The sequence below is a fragment of the Aquitalea sp. FG25 genome, assembly GCF_057809375.1.
This window is the reverse complement of sequence record NZ_JBMDJV010000024.1, coordinates 50,260-69,039: the sequence shown is the minus strand read 5'-3', so window position 1 is coordinate 69,039 and position 18,780 is coordinate 50,260. Positions and strand designations below refer to the sequence as shown.

Below are 18,780 nucleotides of genomic sequence, written 5' to 3'. Positions count from 1 at the left end.
ATAAAACAAGACAGCAGCAGGCCGCCCTCCCCCACCGGCCCGGCTGCTGCAAGAGGAGAAACCGACATGGACTTTGCACTCAACGAACAACAACTGGCCTTCCAGGACAGCGCGCGTGACTTTGCCGCCAGCCGTCTGGCGCCGTTTGCTGCCGAATGGGACCTGGAAGAAACCTTCCCGCTTGCCACCATCCGCGAAGCGGGCGACATGGGTTTTCTTGGCCTGTACACCCCGGAAAGCCACGGCGGGCTGGGCCTGTCGCGGCTGGATTCGGCCATCGTGTTTGAAGAGCTGGCAGCGGGCTGCACCTCCACTGCCGCCTATCTCACCATCCACAATATGGTGAGCTGGATGATTGCCAGCTTCGGCAGCGCCACCCTGGCCGGGGAATGGGTGCCGCGCATGGTAAGCGGCGAAGTGCTGGGCAGCTACTGTCTGACCGAGCCGGGTGCCGGTTCTGATGCTGCCTCGCTCAAGACCCGTGCCGAGAAAAAGGGCGAAGTCTATGTGCTGAACGGCAGCAAGATGTTCATCTCCGGCGCGGGCAGCACTGATGTACTGGTGGTGATGGCCCGCACCGGCGGCCCCGGCCCCAAGGGCGTGTCGGCCTTTGTGGTGCCTGCCAATGCACCCGGCGTGCAGTACGGCAAGAAGGAAAAGAAAATGGGCTGGAACAGCCAGCCCACCCGCGCCATCACCTTCGACAATGTGGAAATTCCGGCAGGCAACCTGCTGGGCGAAGAAGGTATGGGCTTTGCCTATGCCATGAAAGGGCTGGATGGCGGCCGCATCAATATCGCCACCTGCGCGGTTGGCACCGCCCAGGCCGCGCTGAATGCCGCACAGCGCTATGTGCAGGAGCGGCAGCAATTCGGCCAGCCGCTGGCCGACTTCCAGACCGTGCAATTCCGTCTGGCCGACATGCTGACCGAGCTGGTGGCCGCGCGCCAGATGGTGCGGCTGGCAGCGTTCAAGCTGGACAGCGGCAGCGCGGACGCCAGCGCCTACTGCGCCATGGCCAAGCGCTTTGCCACCGATTTGTCATTCAATGTCGCCAATAATGCCTTGCAGCTGTTTGGCGGCTATGGCTATCTGAAGGACTTCCCGCTGGAACGCCATGTACGCGATGCCCGCGTGCACCAGATTCTGGAAGGCACCAACGAGGTGATGCGCATGATCGTCGCCCGGCAGTTGCTGAAGGACGGCGCGCTGGAGAACCTCCGTTGAAAACGGATATGCACCCTGTTTGTGTGGTGCATGTTGCAATACAGGATTGATGTTGTCGACGCAGCCACGGCCCCATCAAGCCTGCCGCCGGATGGCAGGCCCGAGGTATTAAGCGGCTGCATGTTTGAGCCCTGCGACGCTAGCGCAGGGCGAGTTCAGCCGCGCCTCGGGACTGACAGGCCCCGGCGGGCAGCCGCAGGCCAGGCTTGCCGGGGTGGCCTTTAGGGGTGGAGGGGATAGTTGGCCACGCAAATATCCCCTCCCTGCAGCCGGGCAGCCCCGGCAAACCAAACCGGCATCCGCGCAGCGGATTCAGATTATGGACACACCCCTCTCGCTTTCCAACAGGAAAGCGAGGCTCCCTTGCCGGGCAAGGGCGGGGGGATTGGGAATAGATTAGAAGGCTGCGGAATCAATTATTTAGTCGAAAGGCCCGGCTTTGCCGGGTCCAATACAATCGCACCAAATAACTTTGTCAGCAGCCTAGGATTCAGGACAACAAAGATCGTATACAGACTGTAGGCACTACTTACCAAAGATCGGGAACGCCATGACACATTACGCGCATCTGCAAGTGGAAAAACGCGGCCACACCGCCCAGGTCACCATCGATAACCCGCCAGCCAATACCTGGAACCGCGCCAGCCTGAACGCGCTCAAGCAACTGGTGGCAGACCTGAACGCGGACGACAACATCTACGCACTGGTGATTACCGGCAGCGGCAGCAAGTTCTTCTCCGCCGGGGCCGACCTCAATCTGTTTGCCGACGGCAACAAGCTGGTGGCCACCGAAATGACCATGCTGTTCGGCGAAGCCTTCGAGGCGCTGGCGGCTTTCCGAGGCGTCAGCATTGCCGCCATCAACGGCTATGCCATGGGCGGCGGGCTGGAATGCGCGCTGGCCTGCGACATCCGCATTGCCGAAGTGCAGGCGCAAATGGCACTGCCGGAAGCTGCAGTCGGCCTGCTGCCCTGCGCCGGTGGCACCCAGCAGCTGCCCTGGCTGGTGGGCGAAGGCTGGGCCAAGCGCATGATTCTGTGCGGCGAGCGGGTGGATGCCGACACCGCCGAGCGCATCGGCCTGGTGGAAGAAGTGGTCGGCCAGGGCCAGGCGCTGGAAGCCGCGCTCAAGCTGGCGGAAAAAGTAGCCCGCCAGTCGCCCTCTTCGGTCAAGGTGTGCAAGCAACTGGTACAGCGCGCCCGCCTCGAACCGCCCGGCTATAACCTGATTCACGAGCGCGAGCAGTTCATCAAGCTGTTCGATACCGCCGACCAGCAAGAAGGCGTGCAGGCCTTTCTGGCCAAGCGCAGCCCGCAATGGCATAACCGCTGACAGGAGCCCTCATGCACGACGCCGTGTTGTTTGAAGAAGTCCGCTGTGCTGATGGCAAGCGGCTGGGTATTGCCACCCTCAACAGCGAAAAATCACTGAACGCGCTGACGCTGGAGATGATTCGCCTGCTGCAAGCACAGCTGAGTGGCTGGGAAGCCGACCCGGACATCGCCGCCGTACTGCTGCGCGGTGCTGGCGAAAAAGCCTTCTGTGCCGGTGGCGATGTGCGCGCCCTGCGCGAAGCGCTGCTGACCGACGACAGCCACCCGCAGCCACAGGCGCTAGCCTTCTTCCGCGAAGAATACACGCTGGACTACCACATTCACTGCTATGCCAAGCCGCTCATCGTATGGGGCCACGGCATCGTGATGGGCGGCGGGCTGGGGCTGATGGCCGGGGCCAGCCACCGCGTGGCCACCAGCGCCACCCGCATTGCCATGCCGGAAATCACCATCGGCCTGTATCCCGACGTGGCCGGCAGCTGGTTTCTGCAACGCATGCCAGCCCGCGTCGGCTTGTTCCTCGGCCTGACCGGCGCGCCGCTCAACGCGCACGATGCTTTGATCTGCAATCTGGCCGACCACGTGCTGGCTGTCGATGCCTGGCCGCAGCTGCTGGAGCAGCTGCAACAGCAATACTGGGATGCCGACAGCGCCACCCGCAGCGCCCAGGTTTCCGCCCTGCTCAGCCAACTGGAACACGCCGCGCGCAGCAGCCTGCCCGCCTCCAATGTCGCGCCCAACCTGCTCACCATCCATCAACTGATGACCCAGGGTGATCTGGCCAGCGTGGCAGACAGCCTGACCACGCAGGAGTTTGAACATGACTGGCTGGCCAGCGCGGCGAAAAACTTCCGCCACGGCTGCCCGGTATCCGCCGCCGTCACCTGGGAAATCTTCCAGCGCGCCCGCCATCTGTCACTGGCCGAGGCGCTGCGCATGGAGCTAATCCTGTCGCTCAACTTCTGCCACAAGCCGGACTTCCGCGAAGGCGTGCGCGCGCTGCTGGTAGACAAGGACAGGCAACCGCAATGGCACTACCGCCAGCTGGCCGACATCCCGCAAGACTGGGTGGACAGCCACTTTGTGGCGCCGTGGCCGGCAGATCAGCACCCTTTGGCCTCGCTGCCTTAAGTACAACAAAAGAGGAGAGACACTAATGACACACATCGCTTTCATCGGGCTGGGCAATATGGGCGGGCCGATGGCGCTCAATCTGGTGGCCAGGGGGTTTAGCGTCGCCGCTTTCGATCTGTCCGCCGACGCACTGGCCAGGCTGCAAGCAGCCGGTGCCCGTGCCGCCAGCAGCGCGCTGGACGTCGTGCAAGGCGCCAGCGTGGTGATTTCCATGCTGCCTGCGGGCAAGCATGTACAGGCGCTGTATCTGGGTGAGCAAGGGCTGTTTGCCAGCCTGCCCAAGGGTACGCTGGTGATTGACTGCAGCACCATCGCCGCCAGCGATGCGCGCAAGGTGGCCGATGCCGCCAGCGCCGCAGGCCTGCGCATGCTGGACGCGCCGGTTTCCGGCGGCACCGCCGGGGCCGCTGCCGGTACGCTCACCTTTATTGTTGGCGGCGCGGAGGCAGACCTGAGCGAAGCTCGTCCGCTGCTGGAGGCCATGGGCAAAAACATCTTCCACGCCGGAGGCAACGGCGCGGGCCAGACCGCCAAGATCTGCAACAACATGCTGCTGGGCATCCTGATGGCTGGCACCGCCGAGGCGCTGGCGCTGGGAGTAAAGAACGGGCTGGACCCAAAAGTGCTGTCGGACATCATGAGCAAGAGTTCCGGCCGCAACTGGGCGCTGGAGCTGTACAACCCCTGGCCGGGCGTGATGGACACCGCCCCGGCCAGCCGTGGCTACAGCGGCGGCTTCATGACCGCACTGATGCTCAAAGACCTGGGCCTGGCCGAAGCCACTGCGCTGGACAGCCACGCCGCCACGCCGCTGGGTTCGCTAGCGCGCAATCTGTATGAAAACCATGCGGCAGCCGGCCACGGACAGCTGGATTTTTCCAGCATCCTGCAGTATTTCCATCCGCAAGACTGAATCCGTTTTCTTGTCTGTCTCTGCCCGGCCTGCTGCCGGGCTTTTTTTTGCCATGCAGAACAGCTTGGGCCATTTGGCCGGTTTCCTTCTGGCCAGAGAAACCTCATCACGCGCGCGCAGTCCAACGGCCTTCATGACGACGTATTTCAACCGCTCAGGAAACCAGCCATGAAAATCAGAAAACTGTTTGCCACCACCCTGTTGCTGGCTGCTGCCAGCCAGGCATCCAGCGCCGCCGGGGTGCTGAATGTGTATAACTGGTCCGACTACATTGCCAAGGACACCATCCCCGGCTTTGAAAAGCAGACCGGCATCAAGGTGCGCTACGACAATTACGACAGCAATGAAACCCTGCAATCCAAGCTGCTGACCGGCAGCTCCGGCTACGACATCGTCACCCCCACCTCGGACTTCATGGCCAAGCAGATTCAGGCCGGGGCCTTCCAGAAGCTGGACAAGAGCAAGCTGCCCAATCTGCGCAATCTGGACCCGGCACTAATGGCCAAGATAGCCGGTGCCGATCCGGGCAATCTGTATGGCGTACCCTGGGCCTACGGCACCGATGGCCTGGGCTACAACCTGACCAAGGTACAGCCGCTACTGGGCAAGGACACGCCGCTGGACGACTGGGACAATCTGTTCAACCCGCAAAAGGCAGCAAAACTGAAAGGCTGCGGCATCTCGGTACTGGACGATGCCAAGGCAGTATTCGCCACCACCCTGCACTATCTGGGCAAGCAACCCAACAGCCGCAACCCGGCTGACTATCAGGCCGCCTTCCAGACCCTGCAAAAAATCCGTCCCTATATCAAGCGCTTCAGCTCATCCGGCTATATCAACGAACTGGCCAATGGCGACATCTGCATGGTGTTGGGCTATTCCGGCGACGTGGTGATTGCCAAGAAGCGCGCCGCCGAAGCCAAACGCCCCTACCAGCTGGCGTATTTCATTCCCAAAACCGGTGCGCCGCTGTGGTTTGACGTGATGGTGATTCCCAAGGGAGCCAAGAATGTCGATTCCGCCCTGCAGTGGATCAACTACATGCAGGCCCCGCAAGTAAACGCCGGCATCACCAACACCGTGTTCTACCCCACCGCCAATGCGGCCGCGCGCAAGTTTGTGAAACCGGAGATTGCCAACGACCCGGCCATCTACCCGCCACCGGCCCTCATCAGCAAGCTGTTCCTGCTGGAACCGGTACCGGCAGACATCATGCGCCTGCAAAACCGGCTGTGGACGCAGCTGAAGACCGGGCGCTGAGTCCGGGCCTGCACATGAAAAAAGGGGCGTAAAGCCCCTTTTTCTGTTGTTCCACGCGGAGGATCAAGAACGTTCACGCAGGGTATACCCCGCCGCTGTCAGTGCCTTGCGCCATTCGGCCATGGCAATCTCCACCAGCTGGCACTGGCCGGTAAAGCCGAAGTCGATATGCATCTGCGGGATGGTGTCATTACCGAAACTAGGCAGGCTGGATAGTTTTAGCGCGGGGTAGCGCTGGCTGAAATCCTGCATCAGGGTGATCAGGTCGCCCTCGCGCGCATTCAGCGCAATCACGCCTTGTTCCACGTCCGGGCTGTCATTGAACAGATGGCGGTACTGGCTATCCAGCACCCATTCGATCATCGGCCAGGCCATGGCCGGGAAGCCCGGCACAAAATGCACATCGCCATGCGAGAACCCGGCAATCTGGTTGACCGGATTGGGGATGATGCGGCTACCTGCCGGGAACATCGCCATATTGATGCGGTGCGGATAGGCGTCGGCACCAAAGCGCGCCTCGATCAGCGCACCGGCTTCGGGGTGGACTTCCAGCGGCAAGCCCAAGGCCTGTCCGGCACAGCTGCGGGTGTGGTCGTCAGGGGTGGCACCGATGCCGCCAAAACTGAATACCAGCTCGCCGCTGGTAAAGGCACGCTGCAAGGCGGCGGTGATGCGTACCGGGTCGTCACCCACGTATTCTGCAGCAGCCAGGCTCAGGCCACGCGCTGCCAGCATGCGGATCAGGGATTGCAGATGTTTGTCCTGCCGTTTGCCGGACAATAATTCATCGCCGATGATGATGGCTGCAATTTTCACGCGTTTCCCCTTCTTGCTTGGTTAACACTCGGCCTTATTCCGGCTGCGTGGTTCTGCCATGCAACCAGCCCTGTGCCGTGTAGAAGAAAATGCCCAGCCACTCGCGCAAGGCAGAATGGCATTCCTGCATGGCCCGCCCGGTGGGCAGATACCAGGCCAGCCCTGCGCCATCATAACGGACAAAGCCGGTGGGTGCAGGCAACACATTCAGCCCCTGGGCCTGGAAAAACGGCAGCGCACGGCGCAGATGCCAGCCCTGGCTGACCAGCACGATGCGACTGATGCCCGCTTTTTTCAGCATGGCGGCACTGTAGCGGGCATTTTCCAGCGTGGTATTGGATTGCATTTCCACCCAGCGTACCGGCAGGCCGTAATCCAGCTGCAGGGTACGTGCCATCACCTCGCCTTCCGGTTCGCCACCATAGGGTGCACCACCGGTTACCAGCACGGGCAGATGGGTACGCCGCGCCAGCCAGGCGGCATAGCGCAGCCGGGTCTGGGTATCGGCGCTGGGCTCGTTGCGTCCATACTCCGGGGCCGGTTTCTTGCCACCACCCAGCACCACGATGGCCTGTTGCTGTTGCAACTGAGCGGTGCTTGCCACCGGATAGCGCTCCAGACCGGCATTCAGCCACATGGCCGTACGGGGGATGGACAAGGCATAGGCCAGCAGCAGGCCAAGGCATAGCAGGCTGGTGCCCATGGCAGGCGCACGGCGGCGCAGCAACAGGCCCAGAACAATGGGGAGGATGAAAAGCAGCGGGGGCAATAAAAAGGCCCCGAAGAGCTGGTGGACCAGTACTTCGGGGCTAATCGTTGCTGTCATTGAAGACTCTTTTGCTTACTCGCCGAGGTAGGCGTTACGTACGCGTTCGTCGTCGAGCAATTCGCGCGCCGGGCCACCCATGGTGATACGGCCGCTTTCCATCACATAACCGCGCTGGGACACTTCCAGCGCCAGTTTGGCGTTTTGCTCTACCAGCAGCATGGTCACGCCTTCCTTGGCAATCATCTGGATGATCTCGAAGATCTTTTCCACAATGATCGGTGCCAGACCCATGGACGGTTCATCCAGCAACAGCAGCTTGGGCTTGGACAGCATGGCACGGCCCATGGCCACCATTTGCTGTTCGCCGCCGGACAGGGTACCTGCCAGCTGCTTGTAACGCTCTTTCAGGCGCGGGAACAGTTCGTACACGCGCTCGATTTCGCTCTGGATGGCCGCCTTGTCATTGCGGTAGTAGGCACCCATTTGCAGGTTTTCTTCCACCGTCAGCTTGCTGAAGATGCCACGGCCTTCCGGCACCATCACCAGACCATGACGCACATAGTCGTGGGACGGAATGGTACCGTTCAGCTTGCCATCGTAAGTGATGCTGCCGCCGGACGGCTTCACCATGCCGATCAGGGTTTTCAGGGTGGTGGTCTTGCCGGCACCGTTGGCACCGATCAGGGTGACCAGTTCACCCTGGTCAATGTGGAAATCCACGCCACGGACAGCCTGAATGCCGCCGTAAGCCACTTGCAGGTTTTTAACTTCCAGAAGGCTCATGCGTGTGCCGCTCCCAGGTAAGCTTCAATCACTCTCGGGTTCTTGCGTACTTCTTCCGGGATGCCTTCGGCAATTTTCTTGCCGTAATCCAGCACCGCGATACGGTCACACAGACCCATCATGAGTTTGACGTCGTGTTCAATCAGCAAAACCGTAGTACCGCTCTTGGCGATCTTGCTCATCAGCTCCTTGAGCGCTTCGGTTTCGCGCGGGTTCATACCGGCAGCCGGTTCGTCCAGTGCCAGCAGCTTGGGCTCGGTGGCCAGCGCACGGGCGATTTCCAGACGACGCTGGTGGCCGTAGGACAGGTTACGGGCACGTTCGTCGGCCACGTCGGCAATGCCTACGTATTCCAGCAGTTCCCAGGCCTTGGCGGTAATCGCCTTTTCTTCTTCGCGGGTACGACGGTCACGCAGTACCGCGCCCAGGGCACCGGCCTTGGAACGGATGTGGCGACCCACCATCACGTTCTCCAGCGCAGTCATTTCCGCAAACAGGCGGATATTCTGGAAGGTACGGGCAATACCGGCGTTCACCACCACGTGCGGCTTGGCCTGGAACAGGTTGTGGCCGTCGAAGGTGAAGGAACCTTCATCCGGCACATACAGGCCGGTCAGCACGTTGAACAGCGTGGTCTTGCCCGCGCCGTTCGGGCCGATCAGACCGTAGATTTCACCCTTGTTAATGGTCAGGCCGACATCGCTCAGTGCGTGCAGACCGCCAAAACGCTTGTTGATGCCTTCGATTTTCAGCAGTACTTCAGCCATGACTTAACCTTTCTGCGCAGCCGCTTCTTTGGCGTCCTTGAATTCGGCCTTGCGGCGCTTGGACGGCAGCATGCCTTCCGGACGAACCAGCATCATCACCACCATGGCAATGCCGAACAGCAGCATGCGGGCGTTTTCCGGGTCGATCAGCATGCGACCCATGGTCTTCATCTGCAGCGGGCCAATCACGTCACGCAGGATTTCCGGCGCAATGGTCAGCACGACAGCACCCAGGATCACACCGGCGATGTTACCCATGCCACCCAGAACAATCATGGCCAGGATCATGATGGATTCCAGCAAGCTGAAGGATTCCGGCGAGACAAAGCCCTGGAAGGCAGAGAACAGGCCGCCAGCCACACCACCGGACAGTGCACCCAGTGCAAAGGCCAGCAGCTTGATGTTGCGGATGTTGATACCCATGGCCGAAGCGGCAATCTGGTCTTCACGCAGTGCAACCCAGGCACGGCCAATACGGGAGTGCTGCAGGCGGGAAGCCATGATCACCACCACGATGGTCAGCACCAGGAACAGGTAGTAATACAGGTAAACCGGCGGCAACATCAGGCCGAACAGGTTGACCGGCGTACCCAGGTCCACACCGGCAACGCGGATCGGATCGATCAGGTTCACCCCTTGCGGGCCGTTGGTGATGTTGATCGGCGCGTTCAGGTTGTTCATGAAGATACGGATGATTTCACCGAAGCCCAGCGTCACGATGGCCAGATAGTCACCCTTCAGGCGCAGTACCGGGGTACCGAGCAGAATCCCGAAGAAGGCGGCAAACAGCGCACCCAGCGGAATGGTGACATAGAAGGGCCAGTGAATGCCGAAGTGCGGCGAACCCAGCAATGCGTAGGTGTAGGCACCTACCGCATAGAAGGCGATGAAGCCCAGGTCGAGCAGGCCGGCAAAGCCCACCACGATGTTAAGGCCCAGTGCCAGCATCACGTACAACAGTGCAAAGTCGACGATACGCACCCAGGAATTACCCAGCGCGCCGCCTACTACGAAGGGCAGTACGCACAGGGCAATGCCGCTGGCGATGAACAGCCCGATTTGCTTGGAATCAAATGCCTTGCTCATGTAATTTCTCCCCCAGATCAGGCGCGGTCAGCCATCTTTTCGCCCAGCAGGCCGGACGGACGGAAAATCAGCACCAGGATCAGCACCATGAAGGCAAAGATGTCCTGATAGTTGGAACCCAGGAAGCCACCGGTCAGTTGACCGATGTAACCGGCACCCAGGCTTTCGATGATGCCCAGCAGGATACCGCCGGCCACTGCACCACCCAGATTGCCGATACCACCCAGCACCGCAGCAGTAAACGCCTTCAGGCCGATCATGAAGCCCATGTAGTAGTGAGCTTGGGAATAGTTGGTAGCAACCATTACACCGGCAATCGCACCCAGGGCGGAGCCCAGCATGAAGGTGGCGGAAATGATGGTGTTGACGTTAACACCCATCAGGCCGGCCACAGCCGGATTTTGACTGGTGGCACGCATGGCGCGACCCAGCTTGGTTTTCTCAACGACGACCAAAAGGCCGGTCATCAGCACCAGGCACAGCACCACGATCATGATTTGCAGCTTGGTAATGCTGGCGCCCATGATGGTGACAGTGTCGGCATTCAGAAGGTCAGGGAAGGGGATGTAGTTGCGGCCCCAGATCAGGATGGCTACCTGCTGCAGCGAGATGGACAAGCCAATCGCGGTAATCAGCGGAGCCAGACGCTGAGCGCCACGCAACGGACGGTAAGCCACCCGTTCAATGACAAAACCCAGCAAGGCGCAAGCCGGAATGGCAACCAGCGTGCCGATCAGCACGATAGCCCAGCCTGGAAGGTCCACACCCGAGTGCATCAGGGTAGAAACGACGGTAATGCAAACCATTGCACCAATCATCACGACTTCGCCATGGGCGAAGTTGATGAGCCCCATGATCCCGTACACCATGGTGTAACCCAGCGCGATCAGCGCGTAGATACTACCAAGTACCAGACCATTGAGGATCTGTTGGAAAAAAATGTCCACGTGGGAGATCTCCTTTGATTTAAACGACCCAGCAGCTTGTAGGGCTTCCCCTCTTCTTATGCCACCTGTAGTTGTTGCCTGTCGTATCGAACCATTTTCTTGGTTTCTGTCTGACAGCCGCACGGATTATGCGTGTGGATTCAATCGACTGTCAATCTGAAAAACCGGTGAAAAACAGCTAAAAAGAAAATCATTTACGATTTACGTAAGTTGTTGATTTTATTAAATTTTTTTAGGGAATATTACTGCGCCGCAACAAGATAAAATTGGATATCCCTGCTACGCCGTAACACACCATCACCAGCCTGCATTTTCACATTTTTGACATGTTTCTCCTTGAAATTATTCGCTTCCGAAAAGAAATGTTCATTCACATTCCAATGCGAACATAGAATTTTCGCACTCATTCGAATGTATACAATCTTCGGGATACAATGCTATTCATTACAGCAAGACATACCTAGCCAGAAAAATTTCATGGCTCGGCCTGCAAAGCCCGGCTAAAACAGCAAAAAACTGCTGATAGACGGCACTAGAGCAAAAGTCGGGCCAGATTTTCATGACTGAATTCCTGTTTTCTGCCCCACAATGCAGCAAGAAAGACTGGTCTGCCCCATAACAGTACAAAAGCCACCCACAGGTGGCTTTTTGCTTGGCGTGCTGGCATGCAGGCAGAATGCATCGGGGACACCTTCTTGCTCTGCCTGCCAGTTCATCACGCTAACTCAGCTGGAAGGGATAAACCGAACCCAAGCGCATGATGCGGGTAAGCTCATCCAGTGCGGTGCGGCACTCGTTCAGCAATGCCGGGTCAGCCAGATCGTCCACACTCAGGCGATCCCGATAATGGCGGTCCACCCAGGCGTTCAGCGTCGCGAACAGATCATCGCTCATCAGCACACCCTGATTGACTGCCGCAATTTCCGCTGCGGACATCGCCACGCGCAAACGCAAGCAAGCCGGGCCACCACCGTTCTGCATCGATTGCTTGAGGTCGAACACGCGGATTTCATTGATCGGGCCGCCGCTCGTGCTCATCTTTTGCAGATAAGTCCACACACGCTCGACATTGCGGCACTCTTCCGGCACCACAATAATCATGCTGCCATCGGCCTTGGACAGCAGCTGGCTGTTGAACAGATAGCTCTTCACCGCCTCGGCCACGCTCACTTCGGCATCCGGCACTTCCACCGGGACAAACTGCCCGCCAGCAACGGCCAGCTTGCGCGACAGCTCCTCCAGCACCCTGCCCTGTTCCAGGAAGGACTTTTCATGATGGAACAGCACATTGCGGTTGCCCACCGAAATCACATCATTGTGGAATACACCCGCATCAATGGTGGCCGGATCTTGCTGGGCATATACCACGCCGGATTCCGACAAGCCATGCAGACGGGCTACTGCCTGGCAGGCTTCCAGCGTCTGGCGCGCCGGAAAGCGCTGCGGCGCCGGGTAACGGCCATCAAATGCTGCTGCGCCAAACACGAAGAACTCTACCCCGGCACCGTCATATTCGGCACAGAAGCGGGTATGGTTGGCCGCGCCCTCATCGCCAAAGTGCATCTGCGCCGGCAGCGCCTCATGCACCATGAAATGCTGCTCATCAGCAAACATCGCCTGCAGCAGGCGGCGGGTGGTGGGATGCTCGATGGAACGGTGGAACTTGTTGTTCAGATTGGCCGGGGTAAAGTGCACCCGCTTGTCGGCAGTATCGCCAGACGGGCTGACCGTGGCGGCATTGGCCGTCCACATGCAGGAAGCCGACGAGGCTGCCGCCAGAATGGCCGGGGCTTCCTTGGCGGCGCGTGCCACCACTTCGCCGTCGGTGCCGGAAAACCCCAGCCGACGCAGGCTGGCCACATCAGGCCGCTCGTGCGGGGCCAGCACGCCCTGCTTGAAACCCAGGTCGTGCAGTGCCTTCATCTTGGCCAGGCCCTGCTTGGCAGCCAGCTTGGGGTTGGACACCGCCTTGGTATTGCTGGTGGAAGCCACATTGCCAAAGGACAGGCCGCTGTAGTTGTGCGTCGGGCCCACCAGGCCGTCAAAATTCACTTCGTAGGCGTTCACAGTGTAATCCCCGGAGAAAGTTGGGCGGGCACGGTCAGGCTGTCGCACTCCAGCGAAGCCACCGGGTAGGCGCAATAATCAGCGGCGTAATAGGCGCTGGGACGATGGTTGCCAGAGGCACCGATGCCACCGAACGGAGCGGCACTGGAAGCACCGGTCAGCGGCTTGTTCCAGTTGACCACGCCAGCGCGGCTTTCCAGCAGATAGCGTTGGTATAGTTCACGGCTATCCGACAGCACACCGCCAGCCAGGCCGAAGCGGGTGTCGTTGGCAATGGCAATGGCTTGGTCAAAGTCGGTATAGCGGATGACTTGCAGCAGCGGGCCGAAGAATTCCTCATCCGGACGTGCAACCGCTGTACTGTCGACAATGCCCGGCGACAGGATGGCAGCATCTGGCGTCAGGCGACGCATTTCCAGCAGGCTGACACCGCCGTTATCCAGCAGCCAGGCCTGGGCCTTGAGCAAGGCTTCGGCGGCGGCATTGGAAATCACCGCACCCATGAATGGTGCCGGTTGCTCGTCATACTTGCCGACCTTGAGCTTGGCGGTAACTTCCACCAGACGCGCCAGCAGTGCATCACCCCACGCGCCTTGCGGTACCAGCAAGCGGCGGGCACAGGTGCAACGCTGACCGGCGGAAACAAAGGCAGACTGGATAATGTGATGCACAGCCGCATCCACATCGGCCACGTCTTCTACGATCAGCGGATTGTTACCGCCCATTTCCAGCGCCACGATCTTGTCCGGCTGACCACCGAAATTGCGGTGCAGCAGTTCGCCAGTGGCCGAGCTGCCGGTAAAGAACAGGCCGTCGATGCCTTTGTGGCCGGCCAGGGCGATGCCGGTTTCGCGCGCGCCTTGCAGCAGGGCGATCACCCCGGCCGGCAAACCAGCCTCAGCCCACAACCGTACGGTTTCCTGCGCGGTCCACGGTGTCAGCTCAGACGGTTTGAACAGCACGCAGTTACCGGCCAGCAGCGCGGGGACGATATGGCCATTGGGCAGATGGCCGGGGAAGTTGTACGGGCCAAACACCGCCACCACGCCATGCGGTTTGTGACGCAGCACCGCCTGGGCATCACCCATGGTCGCGGCGCGCTCGCCAGTACGCTCGTGATAGGACTTCACCGAAATATCCACCTTGTTGACCATGGTGGTGACTTCGGTCAGCGCTTCCCACATCGGCTTGCCGGTTTCCTTGGCAATGATGGTGGCCAGTGCTTCCTTGTTGGCAGTCAGCAGCTCGCCAAAACGGCGGGCAATGGCAATGCGCTCATCCAGTGCGGTACGCGCCCAGGCCTTGAATGCCTGACGTGCATGCGCAACGGCAGCATCTACTTGTGCGGCATCAGCCCCCTGCCCTTGCCAGATGACGTCGGCAGTGGCCGGGTTGGTCTTGCTCAGGGCTGCACCGTTACCGGCCAGCCATTCACCGTTGATAAACAGGGTGCTCATGCTTTCTCCTTGGGCGACAAGGCCACGCAACGTACGTGTTCGCCCTCCTGCACATTCAGGGCCTGCGCTTGTTCTGGCGTCAGGAAGAATTCGTGGGTGGGTGCCGGGGCCTCGGCCAGAATCACCCGAAAACCGGTCAGCGACTCATTGGATACCAGATAGTGGCAGCGCTCGCCTTCCGGCAGCGGGTCGGCCAGTCGCACCGCCACGGTGCGGCTTTCCTTGACCGCACGGATTTCACTGGTATAGGCCTGCACGGTGGGGCCAGCATCAAAGATGTCGACATAACCCTCGTAGCGGAAGCCTTCGGATTCCAGCATGGCCACCGCTGGCCGGGTGTTGTCGTGGGTCTTGCCGATTACCGCCTGGGCATCTGCCGGCAGAAAATCCACATACACCGGGTGCTTGGGCATCAGTTCAGCCACGAAAGCCTTTTGGCCGACGCCGGTGAGGTAATCCGCCTCGGCAAAGTCGATGGAGAAGAAGTGACGCCCCAGGCCTTCCCAGAAGGGAGAGCGGCCATCGGCATCGGATACGCCACGCATTTCCGCCACCACGGTTTTGCCGAACAGCTGCGGAAATTGCGCCAGAAACAGGAAGCGGCTTTTGGACAACAGGCCGCCATTACGGTTGGCGCGGAAATCCGGATGCAGGAACAAGGTGCACAGCTCGGAATAGCCCGTATGGTCGTTGGACAGGAACAGGGTTTCGTGACGCGAGTACACGCCCAGTTCGTCCGAGGCATGCACAATGGTGCCCACGCGATAGTTGTACCAGGGCTCTTTCAGGCCGACGGCGGCTTCCAGCGCGCAAATGCCGCCGACCTGGCCGGTTTCGCTGTCTTCCAGCACGAACACATAGCCCTGGTCGGCGCGGTCCAGCTCGCCAGCAAAGGACAATACCGAGCGGCTGATACGGCGTGACAAGCGGTCTTCATTCACCGGCAAGGAGGTAAGGCCCACACCGGCACTACGCGCCAGATTCATCAGGCCGGGCAGATCGCTATGTGCGATCGGACGGATAATCATCATGCTGTTTCTCCTCAGCCTTGCTGCAAGCCGACCACACGTACGGTGTCGCCACTGCTTACACCCAGCGCTTGGGCGGCATCCGGATTGATGAAGGCCACACCGTCGACAATGGCCACACGGATGGCAGTGGCTACAAAATCACCCACTTGCAGATTGCACACCAACTGCAGGCTGGCCTGGGCTGGCAGGCTGGCCGACACCTCCACCGGATGACAGCGATTACGCTCCAGGGTTTGCAGGCGATCCAGCTCGGCGGTCAGCACTGCGCCGCCATCAAAGATGTCGATATAGTTGTCCGCCTCGAAACCTTCGGTAGTCAGCATGCGACAGGGGCGTTCGAAATTGGCGTGGATCTGGCCGATCGCGTTTTGCGCCTCATCCGGCAGCAGCGGCACATAGATCGGATAGCTGGGCATCAGCTCGGCGATGAAGGTTTTGCTGTGGCCGACAAAGGCCTGCTCCACCTGCAGGAAATCCATATTGAAGAAGCGGCGGCCAATGGCGTTCCAGAACGGTGACTGGCCGGCATCATCATGAATGCCCTGCATTTCGGCAATGATGCGGCGGCCAAAGCGCTCACGCGCCGAGGCGATAAACAGCAAACGCGCGCGTGACAACAGCTCGGCGGCCAGCGGCTCCAGCACGGTGTCGGCATAAAAGCCGCACAGCTGCACCATGCCGGTGAGGTCGTGGCAAATGTTCAGCACATGCACCCGGTTGTTCACCTTGAGGGTGCGTGAGGCATGCACGAAGGTTTCGCTGCGGTAGCTATAGAACGGCTCGTCAAAACCGGCACAGGCGCTGATGGAGGCGGTACCGACTACCTCACCGGCCGATTCCAGCACGAACATATAATATTCACTGCCGGTTTCTGCAGTGGCTTCAAACTCGAAAGATGATGAAGACTGCTGGATACGTTCGAACAGCTTGTCCCGGTTGTTGGGCAGGCTGGTCACACCGATGCCGCTGGCAACAGCCATTCTTTCAATGGCCGGCAGGTCGGCAGTGCGAACAGGGCGCACGATAAACATGGGGAACCTCCCTCTGGGGGGTAAGCCGCTGCGCCGTTTTGCGGGCGCAGCCGTACCCACAGCCACGGCAAAGCCAGGCTGTGGTATCTCTTGCAGGATAAAACGGGGCTTACTTGGCGGCGACGATGTCGGCCACGGCAGCATCAAAACGCTGCAGGGCTTCATCAATGTCGCGGTCTTCCACCACCAGCGAAGGTGCCAGGCGCACAACATTGACACCGGCAACCAGCAGCAGCAGCTGATGCTTGGCTGCGGCAGTGATGAAGTCTTTGGCGCGGCCAGCAAAGGCATCGGTCAGTACGCAACCCAGCAGCAGACCCATGCCGCGCACTTCCTTGAATACCTGGTACTTGGCATTGATGGCGTTCAGACCATCACGCAGGCGCTGGCTCTTGGCGCGTACACCGGCCAGCACTTCCGGGGTGTTGACGATTTCGATTACCTTGAGCGCAACCGAGGCAGCCAGCGGGTTGCCGCCGTAAGTGGTACCGTGGGTGCCGACCGAGAAGCTCTTGGCGATTTTATCGGTGGTCAGCATGGCTCCGATGGGGAAACCACCACCCAGCGACTTGGCGCTGGACAGGATATCCGGCGTCACGCCGTATTCCTGATAGGCATACAGCGAGCCGGTACGGCCCACGCCGGTTTGCACTTCATCAAAGATCAACAGCGCATTGTGCTGGTTGCACAGTTCGCGTGCAGCTTGCAGGAAGGCCTTGTCGGCCGGCAGCACGCCGCCCTCGCCTTGCACCGGCTCGATCACCACGGCGCAGGTTTTGTCACTGATGGCCGCCTTGAGCGAATCGATATTGTTGAACTCGAAATGATGAATACCAGCCGGTACCGGCGCAAAGCCCTCGGTGTACTTGGGCTGGCCACCCACGCTCACGGTAAACAGCGTGCGGCCATGGAAGGAATTCTTGCAGGAAATGATTTCGTTCTTTTCCGGGCCAAAATGATCGGCAGCGTATTTGCGCGCCAGCTTGAAGCAGGCCTCATTGGCCTCGGCACCGGAGTTACAGAAGAAGGCACGGTCGGCAAAGGTGGCGGCGGTCAGTGCATGCGCCAGCTTCAGCACCGGCTCGTTGGTAAACACATTGGATACATGCCACAGCTTGCCAGCCTGTTCGGTCAGCGCAGCCACCAGTTGCGGGTGGCAATGGCCCAGCGAATTCACGGCGATACCGCCAGCCAGATCAATGAATTCACGACCATCCTGATCCCAGACACGCGAACCCAGGCCCTTGACCGGAATGAATGCCGCCGGGCCGTAATTGGGGACCATGACCTGGTCGAAATCAGCGCGGGTGATCGAATTGCTCATCTTTTTAGTTTCCTTCCTGCTTGGTCCTCCGTTTCTGCCTGCTGTCCGGGGCAGTAAACGGCATTGTTATGATTTAATACGCTTGAAATGATTCTAATCGAATCTTCCGACGATCCCATATCCGGTTTGCGACATCAGCTTATAAAATTACTTGACCTATCTCAAAGCAGGCCAACGAGCACAATCCCCATTATTTTCAATTGCTTGTAGCACATTCCACCACCAGCAGCCCTGTATTCCGGCCCCAAAAGTCAATTTCCCTGCCACGCACTGCGGCAATGGCGACATGCAACAACAACTTGCCAGCCCTCGCCCTCGGACCCAAGTCACCGCAGTATGAGTCACAAAAGCTGGCCTGCTGGCGCACTACAGGCGTAAAAAAGCCCGCACAAGCGGGCCACTACATTGATGCTGAAGAAGTGAAGTTATACCTGCTTAGCTACTTCCACCCCCCATGACGGTCCAGCATAATCCCAGCCCTGTCCATGGGGCAGGTAGCCATTCTCAAGGTAGTACTTAGCAGTCATTTTATTACCAATAAAAGCCATCACAAGATTGCTAACTCCCCAAGTCAGGATACCGGCAATGATGAAGGCAACTGCATGTAGCGGCATACCTCTGAAGAAAAAGGGAAAACCACCAAAGAAAAAGATCGTCCAGGAGAAACCTACTTTGGCTTCACGAATCACTCCTGCTGGATTTTTGAATTGTACTTTCATGTTTTCTCCAAAATTTTATGAAATCAACATGATATTTTATTTCTTTGGCATGACAAAGGAAATAGGAATCCGTACTCCACACACTCAAAGTTCAAAAGAAAAAGCCCGCATCGC

General features: G+C 59.4%; 17 protein-coding genes. 5 read left to right on the top strand and 12 right to left on the bottom strand.

Translation table 11 applies throughout. The annotated features are described in order from the left end of the window. Window positions 1-66 precede the first annotated feature (66 nt). The 5 genes from ACODR9_RS19120 to ACODR9_RS19100 all read left to right on the top strand — a co-directional run bounded on the left by ACODR9_RS19120 (window position 67) and on the right by ACODR9_RS19100 (window position 5,869). Complete coding sequence (locus ACODR9_RS19120; protein ID WP_488811339.1) at window positions 67-1,227, top strand: acyl-CoA dehydrogenase family protein; 1,161 nt, start codon at window positions 67-69, stop codon at window positions 1,225-1,227. Window positions 1,228-1,777: 550 nt separating this feature from the next. Then, window positions 1,778-2,560 (top strand): enoyl-CoA hydratase, encoded by a 783-nt coding sequence (locus tag ACODR9_RS19115; protein WP_488811337.1) that lies wholly within the window; start codon window positions 1,778-1,780, stop codon window positions 2,558-2,560. Between the two features lie 11 nt (window positions 2,561-2,571). Beyond that, window positions 2,572-3,693 (top strand): enoyl-CoA hydratase/isomerase family protein, encoded by a 1,122-nt coding sequence (locus tag ACODR9_RS19110; RefSeq protein ID WP_488811335.1) that lies wholly within the window; start codon window positions 2,572-2,574, stop codon window positions 3,691-3,693. A 25-nt stretch (window positions 3,694-3,718) separates the two neighbouring features. Next, window positions 3,719-4,609 (top strand): 3-hydroxyisobutyrate dehydrogenase, encoded by an 891-nt coding sequence (gene mmsB, locus ACODR9_RS19105; RefSeq protein ID WP_488811333.1) that lies wholly within the window; start codon window positions 3,719-3,721, stop codon window positions 4,607-4,609. A 168-nt stretch (window positions 4,610-4,777) separates the two neighbouring features. Next, window positions 4,778-5,869: a polyamine ABC transporter substrate-binding protein gene (locus tag ACODR9_RS19100; RefSeq protein WP_488811331.1), complete on the top strand. Its 1,092-nt coding sequence runs from the start codon at window positions 4,778-4,780 to the stop codon at window positions 5,867-5,869. A 63-nt stretch (window positions 5,870-5,932) separates the two neighbouring features. Here ACODR9_RS19100 and ACODR9_RS19095 read toward each other — a convergent pair whose 3' ends face one another. From ACODR9_RS19095 to ACODR9_RS19040, 12 genes are all read right to left on the bottom strand, one after another. Further along, complete coding sequence (locus tag ACODR9_RS19095) at window positions 5,933-6,685, bottom strand: competence/damage-inducible protein A (protein ID WP_488811329.1); 753 nt, start codon at window positions 6,683-6,685, stop codon at window positions 5,933-5,935. A gap of 34 nt (window positions 6,686-6,719) precedes the next feature. Further along, window positions 6,720-7,511 (bottom strand): YdcF family protein, encoded by a 792-nt coding sequence (locus ACODR9_RS19090; RefSeq protein ID WP_488811327.1) that lies wholly within the window; start codon window positions 7,509-7,511, stop codon window positions 6,720-6,722. Window positions 7,512-7,526: 15 nt separating this feature from the next. After that, window positions 7,527-8,237, bottom strand: coding sequence for an ABC transporter ATP-binding protein (locus ACODR9_RS19085; protein WP_178972798.1), 711 nt, complete (start codon window positions 8,235-8,237; stop codon window positions 7,527-7,529). Then, on the bottom strand, window positions 8,234-9,004 hold the full coding sequence (locus ACODR9_RS19080; protein ID WP_488811325.1) for an ABC transporter ATP-binding protein: 771 nt from the start codon (window positions 9,002-9,004) through the stop codon (window positions 8,234-8,236). The genes ACODR9_RS19085 and ACODR9_RS19080 overlap by 4 nt, the downstream gene beginning before the upstream one ends. A 3-nt stretch (window positions 9,005-9,007) precedes the next feature. Then, window positions 9,008-10,090, bottom strand: a complete 1,083-nt coding sequence (locus tag ACODR9_RS19075; RefSeq protein ID WP_488811323.1) for an ABC transporter permease subunit — start codon at window positions 10,088-10,090, stop codon at window positions 9,008-9,010. Window positions 10,091-10,107: 17 nt separating this feature from the next. Then, window positions 10,108-11,037 (bottom strand): branched-chain amino acid ABC transporter permease, encoded by a 930-nt coding sequence (locus tag ACODR9_RS19070; protein ID WP_488811321.1) that lies wholly within the window; start codon window positions 11,035-11,037, stop codon window positions 10,108-10,110. Between the two features lie 720 nt (window positions 11,038-11,757). Next, a complete protein-coding gene (astB, locus tag ACODR9_RS19065) occupies window positions 11,758-13,104 on the bottom strand; it encodes an N-succinylarginine dihydrolase (protein WP_488811319.1) in 1,347 nt (448 codons plus the stop codon). Beyond that, on the bottom strand, window positions 13,101-14,561 hold the full coding sequence (astD, locus tag ACODR9_RS19060) for a succinylglutamate-semialdehyde dehydrogenase (protein WP_488811317.1): 1,461 nt from the start codon (window positions 14,559-14,561) through the stop codon (window positions 13,101-13,103). The genes astB and astD overlap by 4 nt, the downstream gene beginning before the upstream one ends. Next, window positions 14,558-15,592 carry an arginine N-succinyltransferase gene (gene astA, locus ACODR9_RS19055; protein WP_488811315.1) on the bottom strand — a complete coding sequence of 345 codons (1,035 nt, stop codon included), beginning with the start codon at window positions 15,590-15,592 and terminating at the stop codon, window positions 14,558-14,560. Before astA ends, astD begins: the two co-directional genes overlap by 4 nt. Before the next feature lie 11 nt (window positions 15,593-15,603). Then, a complete protein-coding gene (gene aruF / locus ACODR9_RS19050) occupies window positions 15,604-16,623 on the bottom strand; it encodes an arginine/ornithine succinyltransferase subunit alpha (RefSeq protein WP_488811313.1) in 1,020 nt (339 codons plus the stop codon). 109 nt (window positions 16,624-16,732) lie between these two features. Then, the gene (locus tag ACODR9_RS19045) at window positions 16,733-17,947 is read right to left on the bottom strand and encodes an aspartate aminotransferase family protein (RefSeq protein WP_488811311.1); all 1,215 of its coding nucleotides are present in this window, start codon (window positions 17,945-17,947) and stop codon (window positions 16,733-16,735) included. 425 nt (window positions 17,948-18,372) lie between these two features. Continuing rightward, complete coding sequence (locus ACODR9_RS19040; RefSeq protein ID WP_488811309.1) at window positions 18,373-18,666, bottom strand: hypothetical protein; 294 nt, start codon at window positions 18,664-18,666, stop codon at window positions 18,373-18,375. Between the last annotated feature and the right edge of the window lie 114 nt (window positions 18,667-18,780).